This window comes from Deinococcus sp. HSC-46F16 (assembly GCF_024171495.1).
Taxonomy (GTDB): Bacteria; Deinococcota; Deinococci; order Deinococcales; family Deinococcaceae; genus Deinococcus.
Window position 1 is genome coordinate 42,078 of sequence record NZ_JALJZW010000002.1, and the last position, 25,401, is coordinate 67,478.

Consider the following 25,401-nt stretch of genomic DNA (forward strand, 5'->3'; position numbering starts at 1 on the left):
TGGGGGGAGGGGCAGGACCGCGATCAAGATGCCCAGCCCACGAACCTGACAACCCTCACGCCATCCGCACCCGGCTCGCATGCGCCGCCATCTGCCCCGCCGTCCACAGCGCCTCCCGCGCGTGCTCCAACAGCAGCTCCCCCACCGAGCGCCCCCCCACCCGCTGCCGCAAGTGCTCGGCGGTCAGGGCAGCGGCGGCCTCCACCTCCCACGCCGCGAGCCGGGTCAGCCCGGCGTCATCGGGCGGGGGGGGCGTGCGGGTGGCGGCGGCGATGTCCGCCCACAGCGCCCGCTTGCGTGCGGTCAGGCCCGCCGCCAGAGCAGCGATGCGGGGCGACGGCTGCCCATCGGCCAGCGCGAGGGCCGCCCGCACGCTGTAGTGCGGCCCCTCCTGCGCGTCGTGCAGCAGCCGGGCGAGGTCGGCAGGCGGCAGGGTCACCCCGCTCACCGCACCAGCCGGAAGGTGTCGCCGTCGCGCACGAGTTGGCCCGCCTCCAGCATCCGCCGGGTCACCGTCCCCACCTGCTCGTCGGAAAGGGGCGAGAGGCGGCGCAGTTCCTCAGCGGTGAACTGCCCGCCCCGGCGGTAGGCGACCTTCAGGACCATGCGCTCCTGCACGTCGCCGCGTGCCGCCTGCCCCTCCCGCGAGCCGAACGAGCGCCACACCAGCCAGCCCACCAGCAGGCCGATCAGCAGCGCGACCGGAATCATCCGGGCGGCGAACTCGGGATCGGCGATGCTCAGGGCGAGGGCGCTGAGGTTCTCCTGGGCTGCCCGCACCGCCGCCGCGCCCGCCCCGCCCGCCTCCAGGTCGCGCACGTCGCCGCGCTCGCGCAGGTAGCGCATCACGCCCGCCGTATTCCCGCGCACGTAAAAGGCGCTGTAGGCGATCAGGGCCGCGGAGGCCCCCGTGAGGACGGTGACGAGCAGGCGCGGCGCATTCATGACCCCATGCTAGCCGCTCCCCCACGCCCGGCGCGGCAGCCCGGCTCACGGTGACACGCCGCGCGGAGGGAGGGTTCGACCACAGACCCCGCGCTAGCCTGCCCTATGGCACTCTTTCGGCTGGACGGCAAACGCGCCCTCGTCACGGGCGGCAGCAAGGGCATCGGGCGGGCGGCGGCGCAGGCCCTCGCGGAGTTGGGGGCCGAAGTGACCCTCGCGGCGCGGGGCGAGGCCGCGCTGCGGGAGGCCGCCGCCGAGATTCCCGGCTCGCGCTGGGTGGTCGCGGACGTCAGTACCCCGGAGGGCGTCCGCGCGGCGGTGGAGGCGGCGGGCGAGGTGGACATCCTCGTGAGCAACGCGGGTGGGCCGCCCCCCAGCCTGCCCAGCGAGGTGACGGAAGAGGGCTGGCAGCGCGGCTTCGAGACCACCTTCCTGTCCACCGTGCGCCTCGCGGACGCCGCGTTGCCGGGAATGCGCGAGCGGGGCTGGGGCCGCATCATCGCGGTGACCAGCCTGACGGTGGGGCGACCCTCGCTGACGCTTCCCGTGAGCAACGCGATGCGGGCCGCCGTGACCAACCACCTGCGGACCCTCGCGCTGGAAGTCGGCCGCGACGGGGTGACCTGCAACACCGTCGCGCCGGGCTACACCGCCACCGACCGCCTCAAGGCCCTGCACGCCGACCCCGCCGCCGCCGAGGCACTCGCGGGGCGCATCCCCGCCCGCCGCTTCGGGGGGCCGCACGAGGTGGGCGCGGCGGTCGCCTTTCTCGCCACGGGGGAAGCCGGGTACATCACCGGGCAGGAGATTCTGGTGGACGGCGGCTGGAGCATCTGAGAACCAAAGGAGGCCCCGCCGCGTCTTCCAGAGCGCGGCGGGGCCTTCCTGATCGTTACAGCCGCAGCAGAGCGCTGTAGTCGCCCGTCACGCTGTTCCCGCTCAGGCCGTCGGGGAAGAAGCCTCCCTTCGCCGTGCCCTGCGACAGGAAGACGATGTTCGCTACCTGACGCGGGGTGCGGCTGAAGGCCACCGCGTTCGCGTCGGTGGGCACGATGTTGGCGCTGCGGGCAGGAACGCCCGCGTTGCCGGTCGCGGTGACGCCCTGGTCGCGGTCGTCCGCACCGTCGACCGAGTCGCGAAGGTTGCTGATCGCCTGCACGACCGCTTCCACGTTCAGCCCTGCGGCGGCGGCCTCGCCCCGGCGGCGGTAAAGCTGGGTGCGGATGGACCCGGCGTGGTAGGACTCGACCGCCAGGATTCCGGCGGCCTGTTCGAGGTTGCCGTTCGCGCTGTCGTCGAAGATGAGGCGGGCCGCGCCCTTGTAGGCGGTCACGCCCACGTCCTCGAAGATAAATGCGCCGTGCAGGAAGAACAGCTCGTTCGCGTAGGGGTTGAAGCCGGTGATCGCCCCACCCGAGGCCGCCCGCCCCGCCGCGTCAAAGGCCGGGCCGAGGTCCAGCCGGGGCTGCGCGACGGCATTCGCCCCCAGCACGGTGCGGATGAAGCGCACGTGCGCCAGCTCGTCGTCGGCGATCTCGTTCGCCATCGCCAGCATGTCGCCGGTCAGGCCGGGCACGGTGGCGCCGCCGCGTCCAGTAAAGCCCGCAGGCAGGATGACCTTGCCCGCGTCGCCGCCCGCCGCCGTCAGCTCGTCGAGGCGGCCGACCGCCGCGAGGTAGAAGGCCGCTTCGAGGTATTCGAGGTTGAGGGCGAAGTTGAAGATGGCGGCGTCGAGGTTGGCCTTGCGCGGCGTCGTGGCGATCACGTTGGTGCAGCCGGACAGCACGGCGCCCGCGCCCATCAGGCCAGCCATCCCCAGGAACTTGCGGCGGGTGCTCGTGCCTTGCGTGTCGTTGCTCATGTCGGGGTCCTCCGGGAGGGAAAGGGGCAAAGGGACGGTTCAGCGGCCACCGAAGACCAGCACCCACCCGCCGAAGCAGGCTGGGAGGGCCTGTCCGTGTTTGGAGAGGTCGGGGGTCTTCTGGAGGGCTGTATCCCAGCCGGGGAAGATTGGATCAGGCCCCACGCAACGATGAAGGGGCGATGAACCCCCGGCCCGTCAGAGCGGCTGCACGAACAGCGGGGGGGTCGTGGGCTGCGGGCTGCCTCCGGGCGGCTCCACGCTGACCGCCAGGGTGGAACCGGGGGCCAGGGTGACCAGCAGGCCGCGCTCGAAGGTCCCCAGGGAAACGGGCGTGCCGTTCTCGATGCGCCACAGTTGATAGGTCCGCTCGGGGGGCAGGGGGCGCGAGAGGTGCACGTAGACCCGGCCCTCCGGCAGCCGCACCAGGGTTCCGACGCGCTCGCCGTCCGCCTCCAGGGACCGCTCGACGGCGCCGGGTGTTTCCAGGTACGCCTCCAGCGGGTCAGGCTGCGGGCGCGGCAGCAACGCAAACACCAGCGCCAGCGCGGCGACGAGGCCCACAGCAATTGGCCAGCGGCGCGGCGGGCGGGCGGGCGGGAGAGGGGCCGGGGCCACGTGCGGCACAGGCCCCCCCTCCGCCCGCACCCGCGCCAGCAGCGCGTCCTCGGCCCCAGCGGGCAGCGGCACCGCCGCCGGGTCGAGGTCGTCCAGCAGCAGCGCGAGCGCGTCCAGGTCAGCCCGCAGCTCGGCCCGCAGCGCCGGGTCGCGGGCCAGCTCGGCCTCAACCCGCGCCGCCTCCGCCGGGGAGAGGGTCCCCAGGGCGTAGGCCAGCAGGTCGTCGCGGTCGGGCGTCATGGGGTGTCCTCTCCTTTACCTGATGCCGGGCGCAGCGCCCCGCGCATCCGCTCCAGCGCCGAGCGCAGGCGGGACTTGACCGTGCCCAGCGGCAGCCCGGTCAGCGCGGCAAGTTCCGAGTGCGAGTGCCCCCGGTAGTACGCCAGTTCGATCAGCTCGCGCTGCGCGGGGTCCAGCACGCCCAGGGCGCGGCCCGCCAGCAAGCGGCCCTCATGGTCGGGGGCGGGGGTGGGCGTGTCCCAGTCGGCCAGCTCCAGGCCTGCATCCGGGCGGTCGCGCAGGTGCTGGAGAAAGCGGTGGTGCGCGATGCTCACCAGCCACGTCTTCGCCCGTGCCCGCGAGGGGTCAAATCTCCCCGCGTGCCGCCACGCATTGAAAAAGGCGTCCTGCACGCAGGCGTCCACGTCCTCGCGCTGGCGCAGCATTCGGTAGCCCAGGGCGGTGAGCAGCCGCACGTAGCGGCGGTGCAGCTCTACCAGCGCGGCCTCGTCGCCCCCGGCCATCTGCCGCAGCAGCGTCTCGTCGGTGGGTTCGGCGGGCGGCGGCTCGGCGGACATGGGGTGTGGGCAGGCTAGCACCCCAGGTGGGGCCGGGTCACGGACGGTCGCGCACGTCCTCCAGCCCGCCGCGCAGTTCGTCGGTGACTTGGGCAGTGGTGCGGCGGAATTCACGCAGGGCCTGCCCCACCGTCCGGCCGAGTTCGGGCAGCTTGCGCGGGCCGAAGACCAGCAACGCGACCACCGCGATCATCATCAGTTCAGCAGCTCCGATATTGGGCATAGTCACCGCTCCTTTCGCCGCCCTGGGGACGGTTCACCCGGCTGTATGCGCGGGAGGCATGGCTGGATGACCCCGGAGCAGGCACCTTCAGGCTTGATGAGGGTGGAGCGGGCATCCAAGGACCGCGCGGCCGCATAAGGGTGGGCAGGACCCAAGCGGCCCGCCGCACACGGTCGCCCCTCATCCCGCCGCGTTACCCTGAGAGGTCCCCGGCGGAGCCCGTCTCCCGCCCCCACCCTGCTTTCCCCCTCCGGAGGTTGCGCCATGCCCGGTCCCATGGAACTGATTCTGCTTCTGCTCGTCGTCGCCCTGATTTTCGGGGCCAAGAAACTGCCTGAACTCGGCAAAGGGTTGGGGCAGGGCATCCGCGAGTTCAAGAGCGAGACCCGAGACCCCGCCCCGCCCCCCCAGGCCACCACGCCCCTGAGCGACGTGACGGTCACCGACGTGCAGGCCCGCCCGCTGGACGCCGACCCTGCCCCGGCCGCCGCCGAGCGCGACCACCGCGCCTGAGCCCAGGAGAACCCGCCCATGACGAGGCCCGTGTCTCCGCCCCCACCGGGTGAACTCCACAGTGCCCCGCTGCTGGACCATCTGGAGGAACTGCGTAAGCGGCTGCTCTACAGCCTGGTTTTCCTGGCCCTGGGCATGGTGGCCGCGTTTCAGTACCGCTTTCAACTCATCGAGCTGATCAAGGCGCCGCTGCGGGCCTCCGAGCAGTTCCAGCTCGGCAACGTGAAGCTCGTGACGGTCAACCTCACCGACCAGTTTCTGCTGAGCCTGCAACTGTCGTTCTGGGCGGGGCTGGCGCTTGCCCTGCCGCTGATCCTGTGGCAGGTGTGGGCTTTTATCGCGCCGGGCCTGTACGCCCACGAGCGGCGCTGGGCGCTGCCCTTCATCCTGGGAGCGGGGCTGTCTTTCCTGGCGGGGGCGGCGTTCGGGTATACGTTCGTGCTGCCCGCGATGGTGCGCTTTCTGCTGGACTTTCTGGGCGGCACGGTCGAGCAGATGCAGAGCCTCGCCAATTTGGTGGGGCTCTTTACCAGCTTCCTGATCGCCTTCGGGCTGGCCTTCGAGATGCCCATTCTGGCGGTGATCCTCACGCGCATCGGGCTGGTCAACCACGTGATGTTGCGCCGGGCCTGGCGCATTGCTCTGGTCGTAGTGCTGCTGTTCGCAGCCTTTATCACGCCCACGCCGGACCCCTTCAACATGCTGCTGGTGGGCGTGCCGCTGTACGCCCTGTACGAGCTGGGCATCCTGCTCTCGCGCCTCTTCCGGGTGGTGCCGCAGGAGGACGAGGCCGCGCTGGGCGCTTGAGTCTCCTTTCCCGGAGCCCGGTCCCCGCAGGCCGGGCTTGGTCTTTGCCGCGCCTTCACGGTTGCATTCGCCCTACACTGCTCCTGACTTATGGACCCTGTCTTCCTTCAGATCGGCAATTTCACGATTGCCTGGTACGGCGTGCTGATCACGCTGGGCATCGTCCTGGGGCTGCTGGTCGGCACCCGGCTGGCCCGTCAGCGTGGGCTGAACGTGGACCTTTTCAACGACATGGTGCTGTGGGCGATCATCTGGGGACTGGTGGGCGCCCGCATCGTGTTCGTGGCGACCTCGTGGGAACAGTTCGCGGGCACGCCCATGCCCCGGCTGCTGCTGGACATCATCAACCTGCGCCAGGGCGGCATCTCGATTCACGGCGGGCTGATCGGCGGGATTCTGGTGCTGGTGTATTACGCCCGGCGCTACCGGCTGAACTTCTACCGGTACGCCGACCTGTTCGTGCCCGGCGTGGCGTTCGGCATCATCGGCGGGCGCATCGGCAACATCATGAACGGCACCGACACGGTGGGCCGGGTGACCGGGTGGCCGGTCGGCTACCGCTGGCCCGACAGCGCCCGCGCCTTTCACGAGGGCATGTGCATTCCCAACCCCAACCCCGACATGGACCTCTCGCGCTACTGCCAGGAGATCGGCGGGCAGCTCGTGATGACGGCGCCCGTGCACTTCACCCAGCTGTACGGCGTGTTCATTGGCATCGTGCTGAGTATCGCTGCCTACTTCTGGCTGCGCTCGCACAAGGCGGGCTGGGCCTTCTGGCAGTTCTGGCTGTGGTACTCCATCCTGCGGGCCGGGCTGGAGGAGACCTTCCGCCTCAACCCCCTCGCGATCAAGACCTATCTCAACCAGGGCCTCGACGCCCCCGGCATCGGCCTGTGGACCGACACGCACATCATCAGCGTGCCGCTGATTCTGCTGAGCCTCTACATGCTGCTGAAAATTCGGCGCCAGCCGGACTCCCGTCCCACGGTCCTGACAGTACCCACTCCGCTCACCTCTGCCCGTTCGTCCACGGAGTCCCCATGATCTGTATGGCTGTTCCCCCACATCGGCTTCAATTCGCTCTGCTGCCGGAGAGCTTAACTGGCGGCCGTGAAACGCCGCAGTGGGGCGCCATGTTGTGTGTCCTCCTCGGGGCAGGAGTGTCATGGCCACGGTCCTGATCGTGGATGATGACCCGGCCATCGTGGAGGTGCTCACGGCGTACCTCGCGGCGGAGGGTCACTCGGTGGTGATGGAGGAAGATGGCTTGGCTGCCCTGCCCCTGCTCGCCCGCGCGGACGTGGCGATCATCGACTGGATGCTGCCGGGCATGACGGGGGTGGAACTAACCGCGTACGCCCGCCGCGAGCACCCACAACTGCCGGTGCTCCTGCTCACGGCCCGGGGCGAGGTGGAGGACCGCTTGGAGGGGCTGAACGCCGGCGCGGACGATTACGTGGTCAAACCCTTCAGTCCGCGCGAGGTGGTGGCCCGTATCCGGGCCCTGTTGCGCCGGGTGGGTGTCCGGGAACGCATTGAGGCTGGGCCGCTCACGCTCGATCTGGCCGGTCGATCGGTCGCGTTGCACGGTCAACCCGTGGCATTGTCCCGCACGGAATTCGATTTGCTGGCGACGCTCGCGCAGCATCCCGGGCTGGTCTGGTCACGGGAGCGGCTGCTGGAACGGGTCTGGGGTCCAGAGTATCCGGGGGTGGCACGGGTGGTGGATGTTCACATCACGGCGGTGCGCCGCAAACTCAGGGATGATCCGGACGCCCCGCAGTTCATTGAGACCGTGCGGGGGCTGGGGTACCGCTTCCGGGAGGACTGAATGCGCCTGTTTCCACGCTTGCTGCTCAACCACCTGGTGGTCGTCACGGTGACGGCTGCCGTCCTGCTGGTCGCGGCGGAGCTGGCGGCCCATCCGTTCATTCAGCGGCACGTGCAGGAGATGATCGACCTCATCGGCCCCGAGGGGGGAGTGCTGCGGGAGGACCTCACGCACGGAATGCGGGACACCCTGACCCGGGCCCTGATGGCCGCGCTGCCCCTGGCCCTTCTGGTGGCCACCGTCACCGCCTGGGTAGCGGCCCGGCGCGTGACGGCCTCGGTGCGGTCACTTCAGGCGGGCAGTCGGTCCATCGCCAGCGGCGAGTACAGCCGCCGCCTGCCCGAGACCGGGCAGGACGAGCTGGCGGGCCTCGCGCGGAGTTTCAATACCATGGCGGGTGCCCTGGAGCGGGTAGAGCAGACACGGGTGGAATTGATCGGCAACGTGGCGCATGAGTTGCGAACGCCTGTGGCAGCGGTGCGCGGGTACGCGGAGGCCGCTCAGGATGGAGTCTTGCCCTCGGAGCAGGCCCTGAACGCCATCGCACGGGAGGTGGCCGGCATGGAACGTCTCGTCCATGACCTCAGCCTGGTCAGCCGTGTCGAAAGCGGGCGGGTGGACCTGCACCTCACGGCGGTTCCGGTGAGTGACCTGCTCGTGCAGGCCCGGGAGCGTTTCCAGATGGCCTTTGAGGACCGGGGGATCACGCTGCAGATGAACACGCCACCCCCCGAAATCAGGGTCCACGTCGATCCCCAGCGCGCTCAACAGGTACTCGCGAACTTGCTGAGCAATGCACTCAGGTACACCCCGCCGGGCGGAAAGGCGTGGGTCTCGGCGGCCGTGCAAGGGCGGCACCTGACCATCTCGGTCACAGACACAGGACCGGGAATTGCCCCGGAGCACCTCGAGCGCGTCTTCGAGCGTTTCTTCCGTGCGGACCTTGCCCGGACACGGGGTGATGGGAGTGGCGTGGGGCTGACGATCGCCCGCGGTCTGGCCCGGGCGATGCAGGGCGACCTCAGGGTGAATTCCAGGCCCGGACAAGGGGCCTCCTTCCACTGGAGAATGCCCCTGAGCCCGGAGCTGCCACACCCGCAGTGAACGCTCGGGGAAGCACGGCTGTTCCCGGCAACTGCGCTTCCCCAGCAGCGTCCTTTGCGCGAGAATGCTCACCAGTTCCGTAACTGGAGGAGTTCGTGTCATGACGTTACCCGCGGCTTTGCCCACCATCAGCACGCACCCCGCCTTGTTTCTGGACGGGCTAACCCTGGACGGCAGTTGGCGCGTGACGGGCCGGGCGACCACAGTCAGGGGACAACCCGCGGGCGGGCATCAATCGGTCGGGTACTTCGCCGAACGCGCCGACGGGCACCAGGGGTTTCTCAAAGCCATCGACCTGTCCCGACTGATCCAGGCCCAGAACGTCATGCGGGCCCTTCAGGAGGTCACCGAGCAGTTCAATTTCGAGGTGAGCTTGCTCGAGCAGTGCTGTGATATGCGGCTGAGCCGGGTGGTGCACGCGATTGACCATGGGGAACACCGGGTTCCGGGCGCCCTCGTGCCGGTCCCGTACATCATTTTCGACCGGGCGGACGGCGATGTCCGCGACCATCTGGAAGCGACGACCATCGACGACGTCTGGCTGTTGCGGTGCGTTCATCATGTGGCGGTGGGTCTGCACCAGCTCCACACCTCGAAGTTTGCCCACAATGACATCAAACCGGCCAACGTCCTCGTGTTCGCGGCTATGGGTTCGAAAATCGGGGATCTGGGAACGGCCGTGGACGCCTCCGGCATGTCCCCGCACGGTGACAAGGCGTTCGCGGGAAGCTGGGACTGCGCGCCTCCGGAAGTGCCCTATCTGGCTGAGCCAGCAGATGCCTGGCAGCACGGGCGGCGCTGTGACCTGTACATGCTAGGTGGACTCATCACCTTCCTGTTCACGCATCAGCACTTCAATACCTTCCTGAAACAGGAGCTCTCAGAGGACATGATGCCCCTCTTCTGGGGCGGCGACTTTACCGGGTCCTTTGAGGAGGCGCTGCCGCATCTGCTGGGCGCCTACGACCGGGCCAGCCGGAACGTGGGCGACACCCTGAGGGCCCGGCTACCGGGCACAGTCGCCACCGAGGTGCTGCAGAGTGTGCGCGAGCTGTGTCATCCGGAGCCAGCACGCCGGGGGCATCCCCGGAACTTGTCTGGCCTGAATCCTCTGGGTCTGGAGCGGTACATCAGTTTGTATGACCGCCTGGTGCTGAAAGCGAGTCTGGCGCGGGCACGCCAGAACACTCCATGAGTCTGCCTGCCAAACGCAGCAACCGCCGGGTTCTGCCGCGGTGGCGCGATGCCCAGGCCGCCGCCGAGACCGGGGAGATGAAGGGCCTGAAGCGCGTCACTGAGAAGGAGAGGGTCCGGGCGCAGCAGGGAGGGGCACAGCGCCTCAGACACCTGCAGCAGGAGTTTGCCGCGAAGCCCAACGTGGGACGCGCGGCCGAGCTGACCAGCGCCGCGGTCCTGATGAACCAGCCTGAGGCGGCGGAGGATGCAGCGGCCTACCTGCTGCTGAACGCGGAGCGGACAACGCCAGCCGCACTGACCTCAGCCCGTACCCTGCTGCAGTTGCCCTCGCCTGAAGGCACCGGGGGGCCGGAACGGCAGGAAACGCCCCTGATGACGGTGCAGGCGGAGGTCCGCCGCCTACGTCCCCTCCTGCGCGACTTCCCGCACAACCCGTTGATGCATTCGGATCTGGCGCGTGCTTACGCCGCGCTGGGCCAGGACCAGCGGGCCGAACGGCACCTGCGGGTGGCCCTGGCCCTGGCCCCGCAGCACCGCTTTATGCTCCGCACGGCGGTACGGTTCCACGTCCACATGCATGACCCACGTGCCGCCGTAGCCCTCCTGCGCCAATCGGACCGCACGCCACATGATCCGTGGCTCATCGCGGCCGAGATCAGTGCGTCCATGGTGGCCGGCGTGCCACCCAGGTTTGTTCGTCGGGCCCGGGAGGTCATCGAGCACTGGGACGCCGACCCCCTCCACATCAGCGAGCTGGCCGCCGCCCTGGGGACCCTGGAATTGAAGGACGGCGCCAAGAGCAAGCGCGTGCGCAAGATGTTCCGACAAGCGCTGGAGCATCCAACAGAGAATGCGGTGGCGCAGGTGCAGTGGGTCGCGCCGCAGGTGCATGTCCCCCTGGACGAGCAGCAACTGACCGGGGTGCCCCGTAATTTCGAGATGCGGGCCTGGGAGGGGTACGCCTTATCGCGTTTTGGGGCGGCAAGATCCGCCTTCGAACGCTGGCTTCAAGACGAGCCATTTTCCTCCACCCCGGTGATTATGGCGGCGTATCTCGCTGGGGGCCTCGACCCCACGCCTACCCGGGCGATCGAGCTGACCCGCCTGGGGCTCACGGCGCACCCTACCAATGAAGTCATGCTCAACAACATGGCCTTCTACCTGGCCAGTGCAGATCAGTTGGAGGACGCAGAAGCGTACCTGGCCCGCGCTCAGGCCGCGACGTCACCCGGCGACACCTGGAACACCGCGAATCTGGTGGCCACCCAGGGCCTAGTGATGTTCCGCCGCGGTCATCCAGATGAAGGGGTCCAGCTGTATGAGGCAGCGGCCGCGATGGCGAGGAAGAGTGCTCTTCCGCGGCGGGCTGTGGTGGCGCAGCTCTATCTTGCGCGTGAACTCATCCGCTGCGGCGATGAGCGGGCTGCCAGGGTGCTGGCCCAGGCGCTTCAGGAAGCGCAGGCCTCAGCCGCACCGGAGGTGGATCTGGCGATGGCGGCTCTCCGCATCCAGGTGGCCCGACTCGAGGTTCTGCCGCCAGGGTTGCCAGCCACTCTGTTGCCATAACAAAGGGCGGGTCAACTCTCGCTGACCCGCCCTGCTGCCTCAGGACGCTCTTTGCTGCAGTTGTTCCACCGCAAACCCGAAGGCCTCTTCCGTTACCGGGCGCACCAGGCCGGTGTCGTCACGGCGGATCATGCTGTAGTACCGGGAGTTGGACTCGAACTGCCCCAGGTGCGCGTTGAAGGCCAGGATGACGGTCTGACCGCCGGGCTGCTTGATGACCTTTACGGGAACTGCGCCGACCATGTAGTACTTCGTCATTCCTCCACCTGCCCTTCCGTCACCAGGCTATTCCACACCCGGGAGAACATCAGTGTACTCGCATCATCCAGTGTTTCCAGGACAACCGTCTGGACCGCCGAAAGTTGGGGGAGAACTTCCAGGGTTCTCCTCATCTCGTACAAGCGGTGTTCATAGGAATCCAGTTCATCGAAGGCCGCCAGGGCGAGCTTGACCTCGGCCAGGTGGTTACCGAGGTCAACGATGAACTGCATGTCGCGGTACCCACTGGACCGTGGTTCAAGAAAGCGGTCACGGAATCCCACCACAGTAAACGCGTCGCTGACCTGTTCGGCGGAGGCGTAGATATCCGCGAGCGCGGTAAATACGATCTTGCCTGCCAGGATGTCCAGGGGGGGGAAACCGAACAGCCGGGTCTTCTCCTCCAACCTGGCCCAGGACTTGACGCCACCGGGTCTGGGGAATGCCGGGCAATTGAGACGCGTCCCCAGGGTCAACAACCGTTCGGCGAAGTGGCCTTGCCGCTGCACGGCTTCGTCGTAAGCTGCCTGGGCACTGGTGGCAGGCTGCCGCAACTGTGAGGGGTCATGAGGGTACCGGACGCGCAAAGCACGGCTTTGTTCGGCGTAGGGTTCCGGCAGTGGAGTGGCGCTGTTGGGATCGGGCTGAGGCATGAGCAGTCCTGGCCCCGCAGTGTATGACGCCGGCACGCAGGCACCGCCCCCATACGCGTACCTCTGAGCCGATGTTGCTCTGAGGGGTCGTCGGCGACTCGGCTCACCTTTGATCGTGCCGGACAACGGGCGTGAGACAGGACGAGAGAATCGCGGGAGTGCAAGTTAGCCCTCCGCTCTTCTCGGGAGCCGAGCATCACGCGTGGCCCCCAGCGTCGACCACAGTCCTGACTTCACCACGGCCAGCAGTTCGCTGCGGTCGACCGCGTCAACAGGGGCAATGCCCTCAGAACCTTCCACAGGCCACCACCCCAGGGGGAGCAGGCCGGGTGTGGAGGGCAGCCGCACAGGGGCGAAGGGGTCCCAGAGCTTGGGGGAGCCAGAGCTAATCACAGGGGTGACGCTCGGCACCACCGCTTCTGGCCAGTTGACCTGCTTTACACAATGTGAACACGCCGTTCTTAGCCTGCTTGCCAAGACATGCCGATTCACTTCCGTTTGGCCTTCATCTCTACGCCGCACAGGGGCATGATCTTGTGCGCGCTTTCCTCGCAGACTCGGGCCCAGTTGGGCTGGACACCTCACTGATGCAGCGTGCCTTGTCCACCACGTCTGGCTTGCTGTACCCGGAATTCGGGCGACCTCACAGCGTCCTCTTGGTCTTGACCGCGCCCCATGGAGCTGCGTGGTTCATCCTCATGCCGACAGAAGGACTGCTTTCCTGTGCGACACAACTTTTTTCGTGCCAGTGATTACCGGGTGGCCCGTCGGGCGAGCCTGATCGCATTTCTGACGCTGATCTCTTTTATGGCCCTCGCGGTGACGCTGGCCCAGCTTACGGCGCCACCTCAGGACTCCCCAGTGCCGCTGCACGCCGGCGCAGGTACCCGCGGGCGACTCGTCAGTGCCGACGGTCAGATTCTGGCAGGAGGACCCTTGCAGCGGCGCCAGTACCCTCAAGGGACGGTGGCGGCGCAACTCGTGGGGTTCGTGGGTGCTGCCGGCGGTCTGGAAGGCCTGGAGCGCGTCTATGATGCCCAGCTCCAGCGTGGAGAGACACTGAACCTGACATTGGACACGCGGGTCCAGGCGGCGGTCGAGCAGATTCTGGCCGACGCGGTGGCCCGCACGGACGCCCAGTACGCGACGGCCATCGTGATGGAAACCCGGACCGGAGACATCAAAGCCATGGCCTCCACCCCAGGATTTGATGCCAATGCGTGGCGAGGGGCTTCCCCTGACCGTTGGCGCAACCGTGCGGCGCTGGACGAATACGAACCGGGGAGTGTGGTGAAGGCCCTGACGGTCGCGGCCCTGCTGAACGAGGGGCGGACCACACCGGACACGGTGTATGACACGCCCATGTGGCGCCGGTATGCGGGGGCCACCATCAATGACATCGTGGGGCATCCGAAGCGCCTGAAGACCCGGCAGATCCTGCGGTACTCCAGCAACGTCGGCATGACGCGTCTGGCCGAGGACGTGCCGCCCGCAGTGCTGCACCGTTACTTCACCGCGTATGGCTTCGGGCAGCCGGGGCCACTCGCGCTTCCGTCCGGAGATGGACTGCTCCTGGAGGCGGAGGACTGGGGAGCCCTCTCGCAGGCCACCATGTCGTTTGGGCAGGGACTGACCGTCACGACCCTGCAACTGGTGGCGGCCTTTAACGTGATCGCCAACAATGGGCTGTACGTCTCGCCGCAACTGATCCTCGGCAAACGTCCGCAGGCCCGGAGGGTCCTGAGCACGGCGACCGCTGCAAGCATGCGGGAGATGCTTCACAGCGTCATCGACGAGGGCATTCAATCCAGAGCCGAGCTCCCTGGGTATCACGTAGGTGGAAAGACCGGAACGGCGCAGGTTGTGGTCGACGGGCGGTACAGCAGCCAGGTGTTCTCCAGCACCTTCGCGGGGTTCGTTCCGGCAGATCAGCCGCTGTTTACGGTTGCTGTGATGGTTCGCGGCGCGAAACGCGAGTATCAGGGGTCGCAGGTGGCCGCGCCGATCTTCCGGGACGCGACGGCCACCCTGCTGTCTCTCCAGGGGATCCCCCCCAGGGTCGAGCGCCCGCGTGCTCAACAGCGGGACAAAGAGGAGTGAGGGTCCCGAGCACCGCGGTTCAGCAGAGGCCATCCGTGACCAGGGCAAGGTCTAGCCCTAGGCTCCGCGATCAGTAGAGCGGTGTCAAAGCTCCAAGAGCCAGAATGACCATGCAGGTGATGATGGCGTAGAGCGTCGCCCGCATGGCCCACGTGAAGGCCGTGTACTTGGCCAGGCAGATGTGGGCGTTGGAGATGATCTGCTGGGCCAAAGCCCAATCGTACGGGGTCGTGTCGCCGGGCGTTTGACCAACCAGGAGGGAGAACCGTTCCAGATAAGTCTGAGGGTCGTAGTGAGCCGCGTGACCGTAGAAGAGAAGATTGTCAGTGTCCTGCGGTCTGACACTCGGCTGGCGGGGCACGATCCGGACCTTGGGTGTGACGCTGAGCAATGCCACCATGATCGAGACGATGGTCAGGAGGAGGTAGCTGAGCAGGGCAATCTTTACGTATTCAGGGAATTTCTCGTTCGTCAGCAGCTGGGCGCAAGCAAAGGCGGCAGCGCCATTGACTGTGATCAGGACGGTGAGCTTGGTCTCAGCAAATTTGAGCCAGTCATTGACGGAGGTCAGCGTGGCCAGCAGTCGCTCACTGATCATAAGCTGTTGACGGCGGTAAATATGACGTCGGCTCCATAGATTCTTCCTGAGTACTCCTTTATTTTGATGCTTGTCTCCTTGAAATACCCAGCCTTCACGATTGGGTCATTGGCATGCTCCGCCAGTAAGCCATCGTAAACCTCCTGCGTCACCAAGATGGGTTTGTGCGTAATTTGACTCGTTTGCGGCGCGACAAAGAAGCTGCTGAAATACTCTTCACTATGAAGTAGAGTTTTCGAGTACGTAGGCTTCAGCTTGTCAAGAAATTGTCGTGGGGTCAAACTATCGTCCCAATGCCACTTATCCGTTAAGGGATAATGAAATCCCTGATATACCATATCTTTTTTACGCGTAACTGTCTTGTTCCCCAAATCTGTCAGTCTTGAGGCTACATTGGCCGGTCGACCGAGCCAAACCAGTGTTCGGTAGAACTCAGTCTCCCCTCCTCGCCTAATGGCGCCACCCTTGACGATCAACATCTGACCGTAATCAATTCCGATCCCACACTTAAAATCTATACCTTCAATCTTTTTATCGATAATATGCTGTGCAATGGAATTCATAAGCGTCGCCGTACGGTACGCATTGATGAAGCAGTTCTCCCGATCGAACACGATCATTACACGGTCACCGATGATGTTACGTACATGACCACCGTAGTACCGCGCCGCAGCAATCATATTCTTGACGAATGCCGAGTACATTTTGGCAAGTCGCTCGGACTGGTTCGACACGCTGATACTCGCAGAATTTCTAATGTCGACGTAAAGAACACAGCTCTCAAGCAACTTACATTTCTTCTTATTCTCATTGAGGTTGTCGTAGGTAATAAAAGGGTCGTCGAAGTTGGGGACGTGTCTTGTGCGCGTGATTTCTATCTCATAATCCTCGGCAAGGACAATCTCAACGTCTACATCAACCTGTTGCAGGAAATTAATAAGCGCCACACCCTGATGGTAGCAAGGCGAGTCATTTCGCGTCCGGCAAACATGCAGGCGTTCAACACTCTGCCCAGTGACCTGGCCTGTCTGGTCCACTCGGCCTCTCCGTCCTCCAATGCGCTTAACAGCTTCTTTACAGGGGTCCAGCAGGATGCCGTATGGCGACTCGACTGTTTTTGCTGGGTTCGGTGGCGTGGGGGATATTGGGCGGGGTGGGATTGGCTGCGCCTGCCAGTGTCACGCTGAAGAACATCCGCCATGAGTACCAGGGTCCGGACAACTGCGCGCCCGTGACGGCGCTGAGCATTCTCGGGTACTACGGTACTCAGGTCACTCAAACTCAAGCGGCCGGGGCCATGAAAGATTACCGGGGGGATCCCCAGGTCACCAGCCTCGAACTTGCGGCCTATCTGGGCCGATTTGGACTGCGCAGCGTCATCCGGTATGCGGGGGATGCGGAGGTGCTGCGCGAACTCGTATCACGGGGTTTCCCGGTCGTGGTGCAGCAGCGCCTGCGCCCCGGGAGCAATGTCGTGCACTTCCGCACCGTGTACGGGTATAGCGCTGGGCGCTTCCTGATCAGCGATTCGATCCGCGGACCTTCCCTGAGCCTGTCCACTGCGGAGCTTCAGGACTTGTGGCGGTACTACAACGGCGAGTATCTGGTCGCGTACCCGCCTGGGAAAGAGGGCCTGGTGCGGGCGGCGCTCGGGGAAGATTTCGACCTGACCGCGAACTGGCAGCACGCCAAACGCCATGGCGAGGAGGACGTGAAGGCACGCCCGAACGACCCGTACGCCTGGTGGGGGCTGGCCAAAGCGAACCTGCGACTGGGCAACATCAAGCTTGCAGCGCAGCAGTTTGACCGGGCCGTGCAGATCGGGGTGCCCACCATGTACTACCTGTACCGCCAGGAAGCCTTTGAAGCCTGGACACGGTCCGGCGAACACGAGAAGACGCTGCGCCTGACGACCCGCGCCCTGAAGTCGTACCCGCGAAGCAAGGAACTGATCGAGTTCCGCAGTCGCGCGAGCAGGGCGCTGGGCGGGTAGCCGCCTCATTGGGGTACGCCCCCCGCCAGATGGACGTAAGCCCCTGGGGAGCTTACGTCCAGTGGGTGCGTACAGCGTGGGTAGACTGCCATCAGCGCGATGAAAAACGCCCCTTCAGGCGTGAGCTTGAGCTCCTGTTCCTCACCCGAACGCTCCTGACCACCAGGAGCCCTGTCCTGCTCAGACTGCCTGTTCTTCCGTCCCTCCTTTCAAGGGCAGGTCAGATGATCAACATCCGGCTGCGACAGCCGTGCGGCAAATCAGGGCCCAGGCGTGGCGCCCAGAGCGCTCTGATGGGCCAGATACGTTCGTACGGCCTGCTCTATGTCGAGCGTTAACCGTGCGCCATTGTCCTGAAACGCCCGGCAGGTATCGGGCAGGGCCTCCATCAAGACTGCCGGATCGAGGACCCGCAACGCCCGGGCGTCCTGGGGGCGCAATGCTCCCCAGCGGGAAAGCAACCGCTCGTGCAGCTCCTCGGCCCCCTTGAGCTGCTGCTGTGCCGCACGTGCGGCTGCCTCTGCGGCCTGCCGCGCTGCTTTGGCCTGCCGCGCCTCCTCTTGCACCTTGAGCTGAGTAACCAGGCCGTCCAGCGCAGCGAGCAGGCGGGGCGTGTACTCCCGTTTCTCCAGGGCCTCGCAGATCCACCTGTAGTCGTTGGCCGTGAATCGGCCCCGCCACCCAGCCGGGTTGCGCCGCAAGTACGCGCGGTCTTCGGCGGGCAGCGCGGTCTCCGGCAGTCGGGTCGAGACCAATCCCCGCAACTGCGCAGCCTGCTTGATGGTGTACCGGTGCGCGTCGAGGGCACGGCGCAACCCCTCTGCATCCGGTCCCAAGTGCGGCGTGAGATGCGCCCAGGCCAGCCGGAGCGCCCTCCGGACATTGCCTTCCAGTTGGGGGGGCATCAGCGTGCTCGCATCCAGGTTCAGTTGCTCGGCGGTCTCCTCCAGTGCCGTCCGGAGGTGCGGAGGAAAGTTGTTGTCCCGCACGGCCACCGCGAAGTCCGCCTGTAGGGCTTCCGGCACGGCCCGGACGAAGTTCGGGCGCAGGCGCAGGGCTTGGATCTGGGGAAGCTTGGCCCTCTTTGCGGCACGTCGGGCCTGTTCCAGGTCGGGGATGTCCTTCAAGCGCAGTGTCATCTGGTTTAACCGCTCCAGCAGAGGGGCCTGCTCTGGGCGCAGGTGCAGCCGCACCCGGTCCCGCAGGTCATACCAGCGCCGCTGCTCGGCATGTCCCAGCAGCACGTCTTCCTCAACAGAGGGCCAGGGGGAGACACCCGTGTCCAGGTGAGTGACTTGCACATTCCGGCCCGTTTCTCGGGGGACGGCCGGGTGAGTGCTGGCCCGCACGTGGTGCCACGCTTCGCGCAGGCAGCTCCACTCGTACATGGTGAGTTGCTCCTCAAGCAAGTGATGTCGCCAGCGCGCCTTCTGCAGAGGAGTCAATTCTTCCAGGTGGGTCTCCAGCTCCACCCAGTGGGTGAGCAGTTCGGGCGTCAGGTCGCCGAACGAGCGGCCGCGTTCACGCCGCTCCTGAACGTCCGCCACGGTCAGCCGTTCGCCCGTAGCCTCCCGCAGCGCGTCCAGCACCTCCCGCGTGCAAGGCACGCGCTCCCCTTCGGCGGTAAGCAGTGCAGACACCTCCGCGTGCAGCGTCTCGGGCAAGACCTCCAAAAGCAGCGCCAGGTGGGGCTGGAGATGCCTCACCACTTCCCGAGCCAGGAGCCGCTGACCACTGTCCACTGGTGGCATCGATACACGCCGGGGGGATATGGGCTGAGGAAGCTCCAGGACGGGCACCGCAGGAATCGTTCGGGCTGCCTCGACCTGCGCGGGCGTGACCCGGCGGGAATGGGCTCGCAGCAGTCTGAGCCCTGCCCGGTTCAGGGGGATGCGGGTGTGGAGCAGCCGTTGCAAGTGCTCGCGAATAGGATCCTCGTCGCGCAGACTGTCGAGGTACATCTGCGTGATCAGACCCTCCTGCAGGCCGTTTGCTCGGCCATAGCCACGCAGGTCGTCACCATGCTGGAGGAGCAGGTCCCGCTGCTTCGCGTCGTGGGCCGCTTCCAGCAGGACTGTGCCCATCGCATTCGTCTGGCGGGGGTCCAGCCCCAGGATGTTTTTCAGAATGCAGGTGGTCCCGATTGGTGTGTGCCAGGTTCCGTCTTCCGAGCGGATGCTGTAGACCACTCGGCGTTTCTGGGTGGAGTTGTTGATTGGCGAGACGGTCCGGACGGGCGCGTCGTCCTCTTCCACTCGGAAGTTCGCGGGGTCGAGCGTGTAAAGAAATGTCCGGCCGTCGTGATAGCGCAGCGTGGTGCGGACGCTGGCGAGGACAAGGTTCTCCACGCTGAGCTCAGGATTCAGCCGGAGAGCGAACTCACGCAGGATGCGGTGGAACTCGGGCGCGTCACTCAGACGCAGCGTTTCGCGCATGACACCTCCAGAGGAAGGCAACAACAGGCAATAACAGGTGTGACGCACATCCTGGCGGGCCAGCGCAACCAGCCCTTGCCGATATGCCACCAGCGTAACACAGGTTGCAAACTTTGATCATGGCCGTTGACGATCCAAGCCCTGGTTTACGGAGGGGAGACGGATTTGCTGGCTCAAGCCCGTATGTGAACGGGCAACGTCCTAGTAAGAGTGACGCCAGTCGTTGCGCGGAAACAGACGCTCACCGAGGCAGAGAAAGGTTCTGCTTTTGCGCAGGGCCGTGCATCCAAGCCGATGATCAGGCGAACGATGAAGCGCTCCGCCCGTCCGTTCCCCAACCGGAGGTGGCATGGCCCTAGGAACGGTGCTTAGCCAGTGGCGTCCGCTCTGCCTGAAGGCTCCTCAACCCCCAGGTCCCCTGCCGCACTCCCCTCCCTGGGCAGCGTAAAGCCGAAGGTTGCACCTGCTCCAGGCTGTCCCGCCGCCGTTACCTGGCCTCCATGCCGCGTGACAATCCGGCGCAGGTTCGCCAGTCCCACCCCGGCCCCCTCGAACTCCTCCTGACGGTGGAGCCGTTGAAAGATGCCGAACAGCCGCCCCGCGTACTGGGGGTTGAAACCCACCCCGTTGTCCTGCACGAACACGGCCCACTCTCCAGGCCGTTCCTCCGCCCAGATCCGAATGTGGGCGACCTCCCGCATCCGGGTGAACTTCAGGGCGTTGTCTATCAGAATCCGCAGCGCCTGCCGCAGGGTCTCCCCGTCCCCTCTCACCACAGGCAGGGGTTCCACTTCCCAGCTCACCTCTCGCCCCCTCAGGTCCGGCTGCATCTCCCGGCGAAGGTCGATCAGCAGCGCCTCCAGGTCCACCGGCCCGGGGTTCAGCGTGAGGCGGGAAGTGCGGGAGACCTGCAGGATGCCGTCGATCAGTGTGTTCATCCGACCGGCGGCCTCTTCAACCACGTTCAGGTAGCGGGCGGCCTGGGCATTCAATCCTTCGCCCAGCGACCGGCGCAACAACTGAACGAAGCTGCTCACATGCCGCACCGGCGTGCGCAGGTCATGGGAGATGCTGTAGGTAAACGCTACCAGCTCCTCGTTGGCCGCCTCCAGCGCCCGGGTGCGTTCCTGAACCCGCGCCTCCAGGTGGGCGTTGAGGTCGTGCAGCTCCTGTTGGGCCTGTTGGGTCTCCGTGATGTCCTGCACCAGACCCAGCATGTGGGTGGGGGTGCCGTCCACATCGGGCAGGGTCGAGCCACGCGCCCAGATCCAGCGCACCTCGCCATCCGCGCGCCGAACACGGCACTGAAAGTCCCAGGCCTCCCCCCGCTCCAAAGCCACGCGGTACTTACGGTCCACCTCGTCTCGGTCCACCGGCAGCACGTGGGCGAGAAAGGCATCGTAGGTCCAATCCGGGTGACCCTGGGGATACCCGAAAATCGCGTCGTGCTGCAAGGACCGCGTGGCACGCCCATCGCGCAGGTCGAGCTCCCAGTCGCCCAGCCCGGCCGCGTCGAGGGCGAAGCGCAGGCGGCTCTGACTGACGAACAGGGCCGCCTCCGCGCGCTCCTCGGCCGCTCGGCGCTGCTCCTCCCGCTCCAGCGCCAGATTCAGGCTCCGGCCCACCGCGCGCACCAGCGCCTTGTCCCGCGCCGTCCAGCGCCGCGTGTCCCGCAGCCCGAAGAGCAGCAGGTGCCTCACCTCGCCGTTCACGACCAGGGGGTAGGCAGCGGCCGTGCCGTAGTCCTGGGTGTGCTCGAATGCCTCCCGCTCGGGATTCCAGGCGTCGGTGAAGACCGCTGTCCCGGTCTCCAGGGCGCGGCGGATCAGCGGCGTACTCCCGGGCAGACCCGCCCGGAGGCTGTCGAGCAACGCCCCGCCCATGTCCTCACTCCAGGCTTGGGCCTTCCACAGATCACCGTCCTTGGTGTAGTACCCGATGCTGCCGCTCGGGAAGCGGTCGCGTGACACGGCGATGGCCTGCCGTGCCAGGGCCAGCAGGTCCGTCTCGGTGCCCACGGCCTCCGTAAAGGCCACGAAGGCCTCGTGGGCACGGGCGTCCACCACCATGCGGCGGGTACGTTCCTGAACCTGCCGCTGAAGGTCGGCCATCAGCCGCGCACGGCCCAGGGAGAGGGCGCACTGGGCGGCCAGGATGCGCAGGAAGCGCTGCTCCTCCGTGGTGAAGTGGTGGGGTTCCCGGAAGTCGAGGACGATCGCGCCCACAGGCTGCTCGTCGAGGAACATCGGCAGCACGGCGGTGGCGACGGCCAGCCCGCCTGGCCGGGCTTCCAGTTCGGGGTACGCCCGCACGAGGTCTCCCTCCTGCTCAAAGAACAGCGGCTCGCAGCGTTTCAGCGCGTCCCCGGCGGGCCCTTGGGCGTCCTGCCAGAAGGTTTGGGCATCTTCTGCATGGCCCTGGGTCGCGGCGATCATCAGTCGGTCATCCCCTTCCGTCACCAGCAGCACGGCGGCCGCCCCGGCTCCCAGGGCCTCCAGGGCGGGCTGCAGCACCACGCCCAACACCTCGTCCTGGGTGCGGGCGGCGGCCAGAGCCTCGGTCACGGTCTGAAGACATTCGCTCAGGGAGGAAAGCGACGAGGGGAGCGCCTCGAATGGGCTGGACACCTGCCCAGGATACTGGGCACGCTGGGGCCTTACCCCTGCGCGGTAGGCGAAGCTCGGCAGCAAGGCCTTTTAAAACGGTCAGCGTGATACCAAAAATCAAGGCGATCCGGAGACCGTCTTCTTTTTGTGTTGGTTTACCCATGCTGCTCTCGGCCTCGCCACTGCATCGGCGAGAGATGCCGCGACAAAGCTTGCTCGACCTTTTCGGGCTGTTCCGGAGCAAAGCAGCGACCCCCATCCACAAGGCATGGGGGCCAATCTAGCGAGGAGCCCTACTTCTTGGTCGTGCGCTTCGCCTGGGTGCTCTTCGTGCTCTTGGTGGCGGTCTTGGCGCGGGACTTGCCGAGGCTCTGTCCCTTCTCGTAGCTGGCCTGCATCTTGCGTCGCGTTTCTTCGGCCAGGGCCTTGAAGTCAATCATGCCCGCTTCAATGTTCTCGACGGTCGGTTTGGGCTTCGCAGTCCGGCGGCTCGTGCTCGCCAATTCCTGGTCCGTGCTGCTAAACCACTCGTCGAACTCAGGGCTGGTCTCGAAGATCATGTCGCGCACTTGACGCTGATAGGTCTCGTCACTGCCCCGCCGACGGAACTGTTTAGGCAGATCGAACCGTTCAGGCAACTCGGCGGCATCAAATTGACCCGTGCGCACAGCTTCACGGAACTGCTTGACGAAAGCGTCACTGCGCTGAGGATCGGAGAGCTTCTGAAGTTGGTCACTCAATTTGACATACGCCATAGAAGAAGCTTACACAACGAAAGTTTGAAGGGATCAGGATCGCAGAGAAAACGCGCATGCTCCTGAACTGCTCTCCCCCACCCTTTACTCCTTGCCTTGGAGGTAGGCGCGGAGTGCGGCTTCCACAACGTGATGGTGCTTCATCCGGTGCCGCACGGCGTACAACTTGAGGGCGGTGACCAGTTCGGTATCCAGGTAGGTACTGTACTTCTCCCGCTCCGGCCCTTGCCTCTCCGGCTGACCCGTTTCCAGGATTTCAGGCGTTCGGGGTTTCGTGGATTCAGGCGTACTGGTTTTCTTGTTTTCAGGTTTTCCTGTATTCGGGAGGCCTGAGGTGCTTTCCTCGGATTCCGTGGACTGCGTCTGAACCGCCTGCAATTTCTTGAGGGCACCACCGAACTTGCTCATGCCAGGACCTCCCGGAGGACCAGTTCGTAGTCCATATGCGCGAGTTTCGCTCGCTGATCGCCTTTTACGTCACGAACACGGGTGCCCGCGAGCGCGGCCTTGTTAAAGGCGCTGGCCCGGCGAATGTCCCGGCTGAACACGGGCACACCGAGGTCCATCAAGGCGGCACGCGCCTCATGCCCATCGGTGCTGGGGGATGGTGGCACGTCCGTTATCAGCACCCGGTAGTTCTTGATGCCACGCTCGATCAGCGGCGCTAGGGTTTTGGGGAGGGCTCGGAGGCTCAAAGCATCCGGCTTGGTGGGAACGATCAACAGGTCGACCGCTTGCGAGAGTTCCAACAGATCCCCAGCATCTTCCCCAGCTTTCGTGTCGAACACCAGATAGGTGTAAGGGCTGAGGTCCGTGGCGTCCAGATCCTCCACAGGAATCACGGTGCAGGCCAGACCTGGGCCAGCGGCCGCCCACTCCGTGGCACTCGCGGTCTTTTCGTCAGCGTCAATCAGAAGGGTCGGCCCCTTGTCAGCCAGCAAGGTGGCCAGCATGACGGCGGTCGTGGTCTTCCCGACCCCACCCTTGTCGTTCGCAACGGCAATCCTGAACATGACTCCACAGTAGCGAAATCGGGCTTTCTGGTATACCTGTTTTCAGGTATTCTTGTTTTCAGGAGTCGATATGACGTACCCACAGGTATACAACCGGAGAACGAAGCGGATGGAGTATCTCCACCGCGTGGTTGCGGCTCAGCAGTTGGGCCGGGCTCTGGAATCAGGCGAGGTCGTCCACCACATCAACGGCGATAAGCAGGACGCACGTCCAGAAAACCTGGCGGTGCTCCGTGTTGGAGAGCATGCCTGGGTAGAGTGGTTGATCCGCCGCTGGCGCCGCGGTCAACCCTTGCTCCTGCCTGATGTCATACCAGAAAACCTGAAAGCCTGTTTTCCAGAAAGTGTGTTCACCTGAAAACCTGATCCGCTTGACGTGACCCCCCCCGCCTCAAGCACAGAACACGCCGGGCGAGAACTGTGCTTTCAATAGAGGAGCTTGGCTGCTCGACACTCCGTTTCTCCCAGCGGCTGAGCAGGAGAACGCCATGACGAATGTTCGCGTTCAGGTGTCTAAGGGACCGGATCTGGGCTTCCACTCCTTCGTACAGGTGCCGGCCACTGGGGACTTTGTGTCCACGCCCCAAGGCAACTTCAAAGTCATTGGGGTCCACCATCTCTCGGGCAACCCCGCGGGGGGCCGCCCTTACGCGGAAGTCCGAATCTTCGTTGTGAGATCGAACTAGCAGCCATCCAAAAATGAGCCATGACGGCCTGTGGTGGTTGGGTTAGACGCCTCAGCGCCCGTATAGGTGCGTGGGGCCAATTTGTACTAGCGCCAGCGGGCTGCAGGAGGTCACGGAGGTCGCATGGGATGGTCAGGGTCTGGACAATGCACCAGCCTTAACCAGTCGGCGCGCCCTTTTGCTCAAAAGTCACACGCACCGGCACATGCTCGGCCAGGAGCTGTGGGACAAGCGTCCAGGCATACCTTCCCAATCAGCGATTTAAAATCACATCGGCTTAGAGAGTCTTCAGGGTGGAGAGCAGAGCAGCGAAACGGTCGCACCCGGTCAGTCACCTTCCAACTGTTTGAAGGTGCTTCCGAACAAGATAAGTGGTGCCTTGTCCTGGGGTGGACCCTCAACGCGAAAGGTGTCCGGGAAAGGGTATGGGTCGTACTGGAACTGAAACGCCATTAAGGCGTGCCAGTTGGCCTCGTACGGTTGGTTGCTGAGGGTGTGGATAGGCCGAAGACGACGGAGCGAAAGCCCATTTCACCTCTTCCTGTCATCCTGGCCTCCAGGTGACAGCCAGTTGTGCATCGCTTCGTACCCCTAACAAAGCTGCCCGAATACCCGTTAGCCTGTTTTCAGGTTTTCGGGTCAGTTGCATCCATCAGTGAGGCGCTCGTTGGACTGGGAAGCCAGCAGCCGACGACCTGCGACCAGGTACCAGAAAGGAGGATTTCAGGAAAACTTATTTTCCCGAAATCATGAATTCGTTTTTTCTGGCAGCCTAGGTTGACTGCTGTCAGTGGCAGCGCTGCAGCTCATCGGCCTCTGTTACCTGAGGTTTTACGGTCAAC

At 65.4% G+C, this 25,401-nt stretch carries 26 protein-coding genes; 11 read left to right on the plus strand and 15 right to left on the minus strand.

All coding sequences use genetic code 11. From position 1 onward, the window contains the following. Positions 1-55: 55 nt before the first annotated feature. Positions 56-439 carry a hypothetical protein gene (locus tag L1280_RS05510; RefSeq protein ID WP_253581123.1) on the minus strand — a complete coding sequence of 128 codons (384 nt, stop codon included), beginning with the start codon at positions 437-439 and terminating at the stop codon, positions 56-58. Between the two features lie 5 nt (positions 440-444). Next, positions 445-945, minus strand: a complete 501-nt coding sequence (locus L1280_RS05515) for a hypothetical protein (protein ID WP_253581124.1) — start codon at positions 943-945, stop codon at positions 445-447. A gap of 105 nt (positions 946-1,050) precedes the next feature. On the opposite strand from L1280_RS05515, the gene L1280_RS05520 reads away from it, so the two are divergent. After that, entirely contained in the window at positions 1,051-1,782 is a 732-nt protein-coding gene (locus tag L1280_RS05520; RefSeq protein WP_253581125.1) for an SDR family oxidoreductase, read from the plus strand. Positions 1,783-1,837: 55 nt separating this feature from the next. Here the strand turns inward: L1280_RS05520 and L1280_RS05525 are convergent, their stop codons facing one another. The 4 genes from L1280_RS05525 to L1280_RS05540 all read right to left on the minus strand — a co-directional run bounded on the left by L1280_RS05525 (position 1,838) and on the right by L1280_RS05540 (position 4,444). Continuing rightward, entirely contained in the window at positions 1,838-2,806 is a 969-nt protein-coding gene (locus L1280_RS05525) for a ferritin-like domain-containing protein (RefSeq protein ID WP_253581126.1), read from the minus strand. 198 nt (positions 2,807-3,004) lie between these two features. Continuing rightward, positions 3,005-3,664: an anti-sigma factor domain-containing protein gene (locus L1280_RS05530; RefSeq protein WP_253581127.1), complete on the minus strand. Its 660-nt coding sequence runs from the start codon at positions 3,662-3,664 to the stop codon at positions 3,005-3,007. Next, positions 3,661-4,221, minus strand: coding sequence for an RNA polymerase sigma factor (locus L1280_RS05535; RefSeq protein WP_253581128.1), 561 nt, complete (start codon positions 4,219-4,221; stop codon positions 3,661-3,663). Before L1280_RS05535 ends, L1280_RS05530 begins: the two co-directional genes overlap by 4 nt. A 37-nt stretch (positions 4,222-4,258) precedes the next feature. Next, entirely contained in the window at positions 4,259-4,444 is a 186-nt protein-coding gene (locus L1280_RS05540) for a twin-arginine translocase TatA/TatE family subunit (protein ID WP_253581129.1), read from the minus strand. Positions 4,445-4,708: 264 nt separating this feature from the next. Here L1280_RS05540 and tatA point away from each other — a divergent pair, with 264 nt between their 5' ends. From tatA to L1280_RS05575, 7 genes are all read left to right on the plus strand, one after another. Next, positions 4,709-4,957 carry a twin-arginine translocase TatA/TatE family subunit gene (gene tatA, locus L1280_RS05545; protein WP_253581130.1) on the plus strand — a complete coding sequence of 83 codons (249 nt, stop codon included), beginning with the start codon at positions 4,709-4,711 and terminating at the stop codon, positions 4,955-4,957. Between the two features lie 18 nt (positions 4,958-4,975). Further along, positions 4,976-5,764, plus strand: a complete 789-nt coding sequence (gene tatC / locus L1280_RS05550; RefSeq protein WP_253581131.1) for a twin-arginine translocase subunit TatC — start codon at positions 4,976-4,978, stop codon at positions 5,762-5,764. A 90-nt stretch (positions 5,765-5,854) separates the two neighbouring features. Then, on the plus strand, positions 5,855-6,808 hold the full coding sequence (gene lgt / locus L1280_RS05555; protein WP_253581132.1) for a prolipoprotein diacylglyceryl transferase: 954 nt from the start codon (positions 5,855-5,857) through the stop codon (positions 6,806-6,808). A gap of 121 nt (positions 6,809-6,929) precedes the next feature. After that, positions 6,930-7,595: a response regulator transcription factor gene (locus tag L1280_RS05560; protein WP_114673158.1), complete on the plus strand. Its 666-nt coding sequence runs from the start codon at positions 6,930-6,932 to the stop codon at positions 7,593-7,595. Then, a complete protein-coding gene (locus tag L1280_RS05565) occupies positions 7,596-8,699 on the plus strand; it encodes a cell wall metabolism sensor histidine kinase WalK (protein WP_253581133.1) in 1,104 nt (367 codons plus the stop codon). A 100-nt stretch (positions 8,700-8,799) separates the two neighbouring features. Next, positions 8,800-9,894: a protein kinase gene (locus L1280_RS05570; protein ID WP_253581134.1), complete on the plus strand. Its 1,095-nt coding sequence runs from the start codon at positions 8,800-8,802 to the stop codon at positions 9,892-9,894. Continuing rightward, the gene (locus L1280_RS05575) at positions 9,891-11,462 is read left to right on the plus strand and encodes a hypothetical protein (protein WP_253581135.1); all 1,572 of its coding nucleotides are present in this window, start codon (positions 9,891-9,893) and stop codon (positions 11,460-11,462) included. Before L1280_RS05570 ends, L1280_RS05575 begins: the two co-directional genes overlap by 4 nt. Positions 11,463-11,501: 39 nt before the next feature. Here L1280_RS05575 and L1280_RS05580 read toward each other — a convergent pair whose 3' ends face one another. Further along, positions 11,502-11,720, minus strand: a complete 219-nt coding sequence (locus L1280_RS05580) for a hypothetical protein (protein ID WP_104992409.1) — start codon at positions 11,718-11,720, stop codon at positions 11,502-11,504. Then, a complete protein-coding gene (locus tag L1280_RS05585; RefSeq protein WP_253581136.1) occupies positions 11,717-12,373 on the minus strand; it encodes a hypothetical protein in 657 nt (218 codons plus the stop codon). Before L1280_RS05585 ends, L1280_RS05580 begins: the two co-directional genes overlap by 4 nt. 936 nt (positions 12,374-13,309) lie before the next feature. Between L1280_RS05585 and L1280_RS05590 the strand changes: the two genes are divergently transcribed. Then, complete coding sequence (locus L1280_RS05590) at positions 13,310-14,473, plus strand: penicillin-binding protein 2 (RefSeq protein ID WP_253581137.1); 1,164 nt, start codon at positions 13,310-13,312, stop codon at positions 14,471-14,473. Positions 14,474-14,543: 70 nt separating this feature from the next. On the opposite strand, the gene L1280_RS05595 is transcribed toward L1280_RS05590, so the two are convergent. Both L1280_RS05595 and L1280_RS05600 read right to left on the minus strand, forming a co-directional pair. Continuing rightward, on the minus strand, positions 14,544-15,071 hold the full coding sequence (locus L1280_RS05595) for a Pycsar system effector family protein (protein ID WP_253581138.1): 528 nt from the start codon (positions 15,069-15,071) through the stop codon (positions 14,544-14,546). Beyond that, the gene (locus tag L1280_RS05600; RefSeq protein WP_253581139.1) at positions 15,068-16,108 is read right to left on the minus strand and encodes an adenylate/guanylate cyclase domain-containing protein; all 1,041 of its coding nucleotides are present in this window, start codon (positions 16,106-16,108) and stop codon (positions 15,068-15,070) included. Before L1280_RS05600 ends, L1280_RS05595 begins: the two co-directional genes overlap by 4 nt. Before the next feature lie 62 nt (positions 16,109-16,170). Here L1280_RS05600 and L1280_RS05605 point away from each other — a divergent pair, with 62 nt between their 5' ends. Then, entirely contained in the window at positions 16,171-17,064 is an 894-nt protein-coding gene (locus L1280_RS05605; protein WP_253581140.1) for a C39 family peptidase, read from the plus strand. Positions 17,065-17,324: 260 nt separating this feature from the next. Here the strand turns inward: L1280_RS05605 and L1280_RS05610 are convergent, their stop codons facing one another. The 5 genes from L1280_RS05610 to L1280_RS05630 form a co-directional block, all read right to left on the minus strand. Further along, a complete protein-coding gene (locus L1280_RS05610; protein WP_253581141.1) occupies positions 17,325-19,499 on the minus strand; it encodes a hypothetical protein in 2,175 nt (724 codons plus the stop codon). Positions 19,500-19,867: 368 nt separating this feature from the next. Further along, on the minus strand, positions 19,868-22,126 hold the full coding sequence (locus L1280_RS05615) for a GAF domain-containing protein (RefSeq protein WP_253581142.1): 2,259 nt from the start codon (positions 22,124-22,126) through the stop codon (positions 19,868-19,870). A gap of 272 nt (positions 22,127-22,398) precedes the next feature. Continuing rightward, on the minus strand, positions 22,399-22,860 hold the full coding sequence (locus tag L1280_RS05620) for a hypothetical protein (RefSeq protein WP_253581143.1): 462 nt from the start codon (positions 22,858-22,860) through the stop codon (positions 22,399-22,401). 84 nt (positions 22,861-22,944) lie between these two features. Further along, a complete protein-coding gene (locus tag L1280_RS05625; RefSeq protein WP_253581144.1) occupies positions 22,945-23,268 on the minus strand; it encodes a hypothetical protein in 324 nt (107 codons plus the stop codon). Then, the gene (locus L1280_RS05630; protein WP_253581145.1) at positions 23,265-23,873 is read right to left on the minus strand and encodes a ParA family protein; all 609 of its coding nucleotides are present in this window, start codon (positions 23,871-23,873) and stop codon (positions 23,265-23,267) included. Before L1280_RS05630 ends, L1280_RS05625 begins: the two co-directional genes overlap by 4 nt. A 70-nt stretch (positions 23,874-23,943) precedes the next feature. Here L1280_RS05630 and L1280_RS05635 point away from each other — a divergent pair, with 70 nt between their 5' ends. Then, a complete protein-coding gene (locus L1280_RS05635; protein ID WP_253581146.1) occupies positions 23,944-24,231 on the plus strand; it encodes an HNH endonuclease signature motif containing protein in 288 nt (95 codons plus the stop codon). The last annotated feature ends 1,170 nt before the right edge of the window (positions 24,232-25,401 follow it).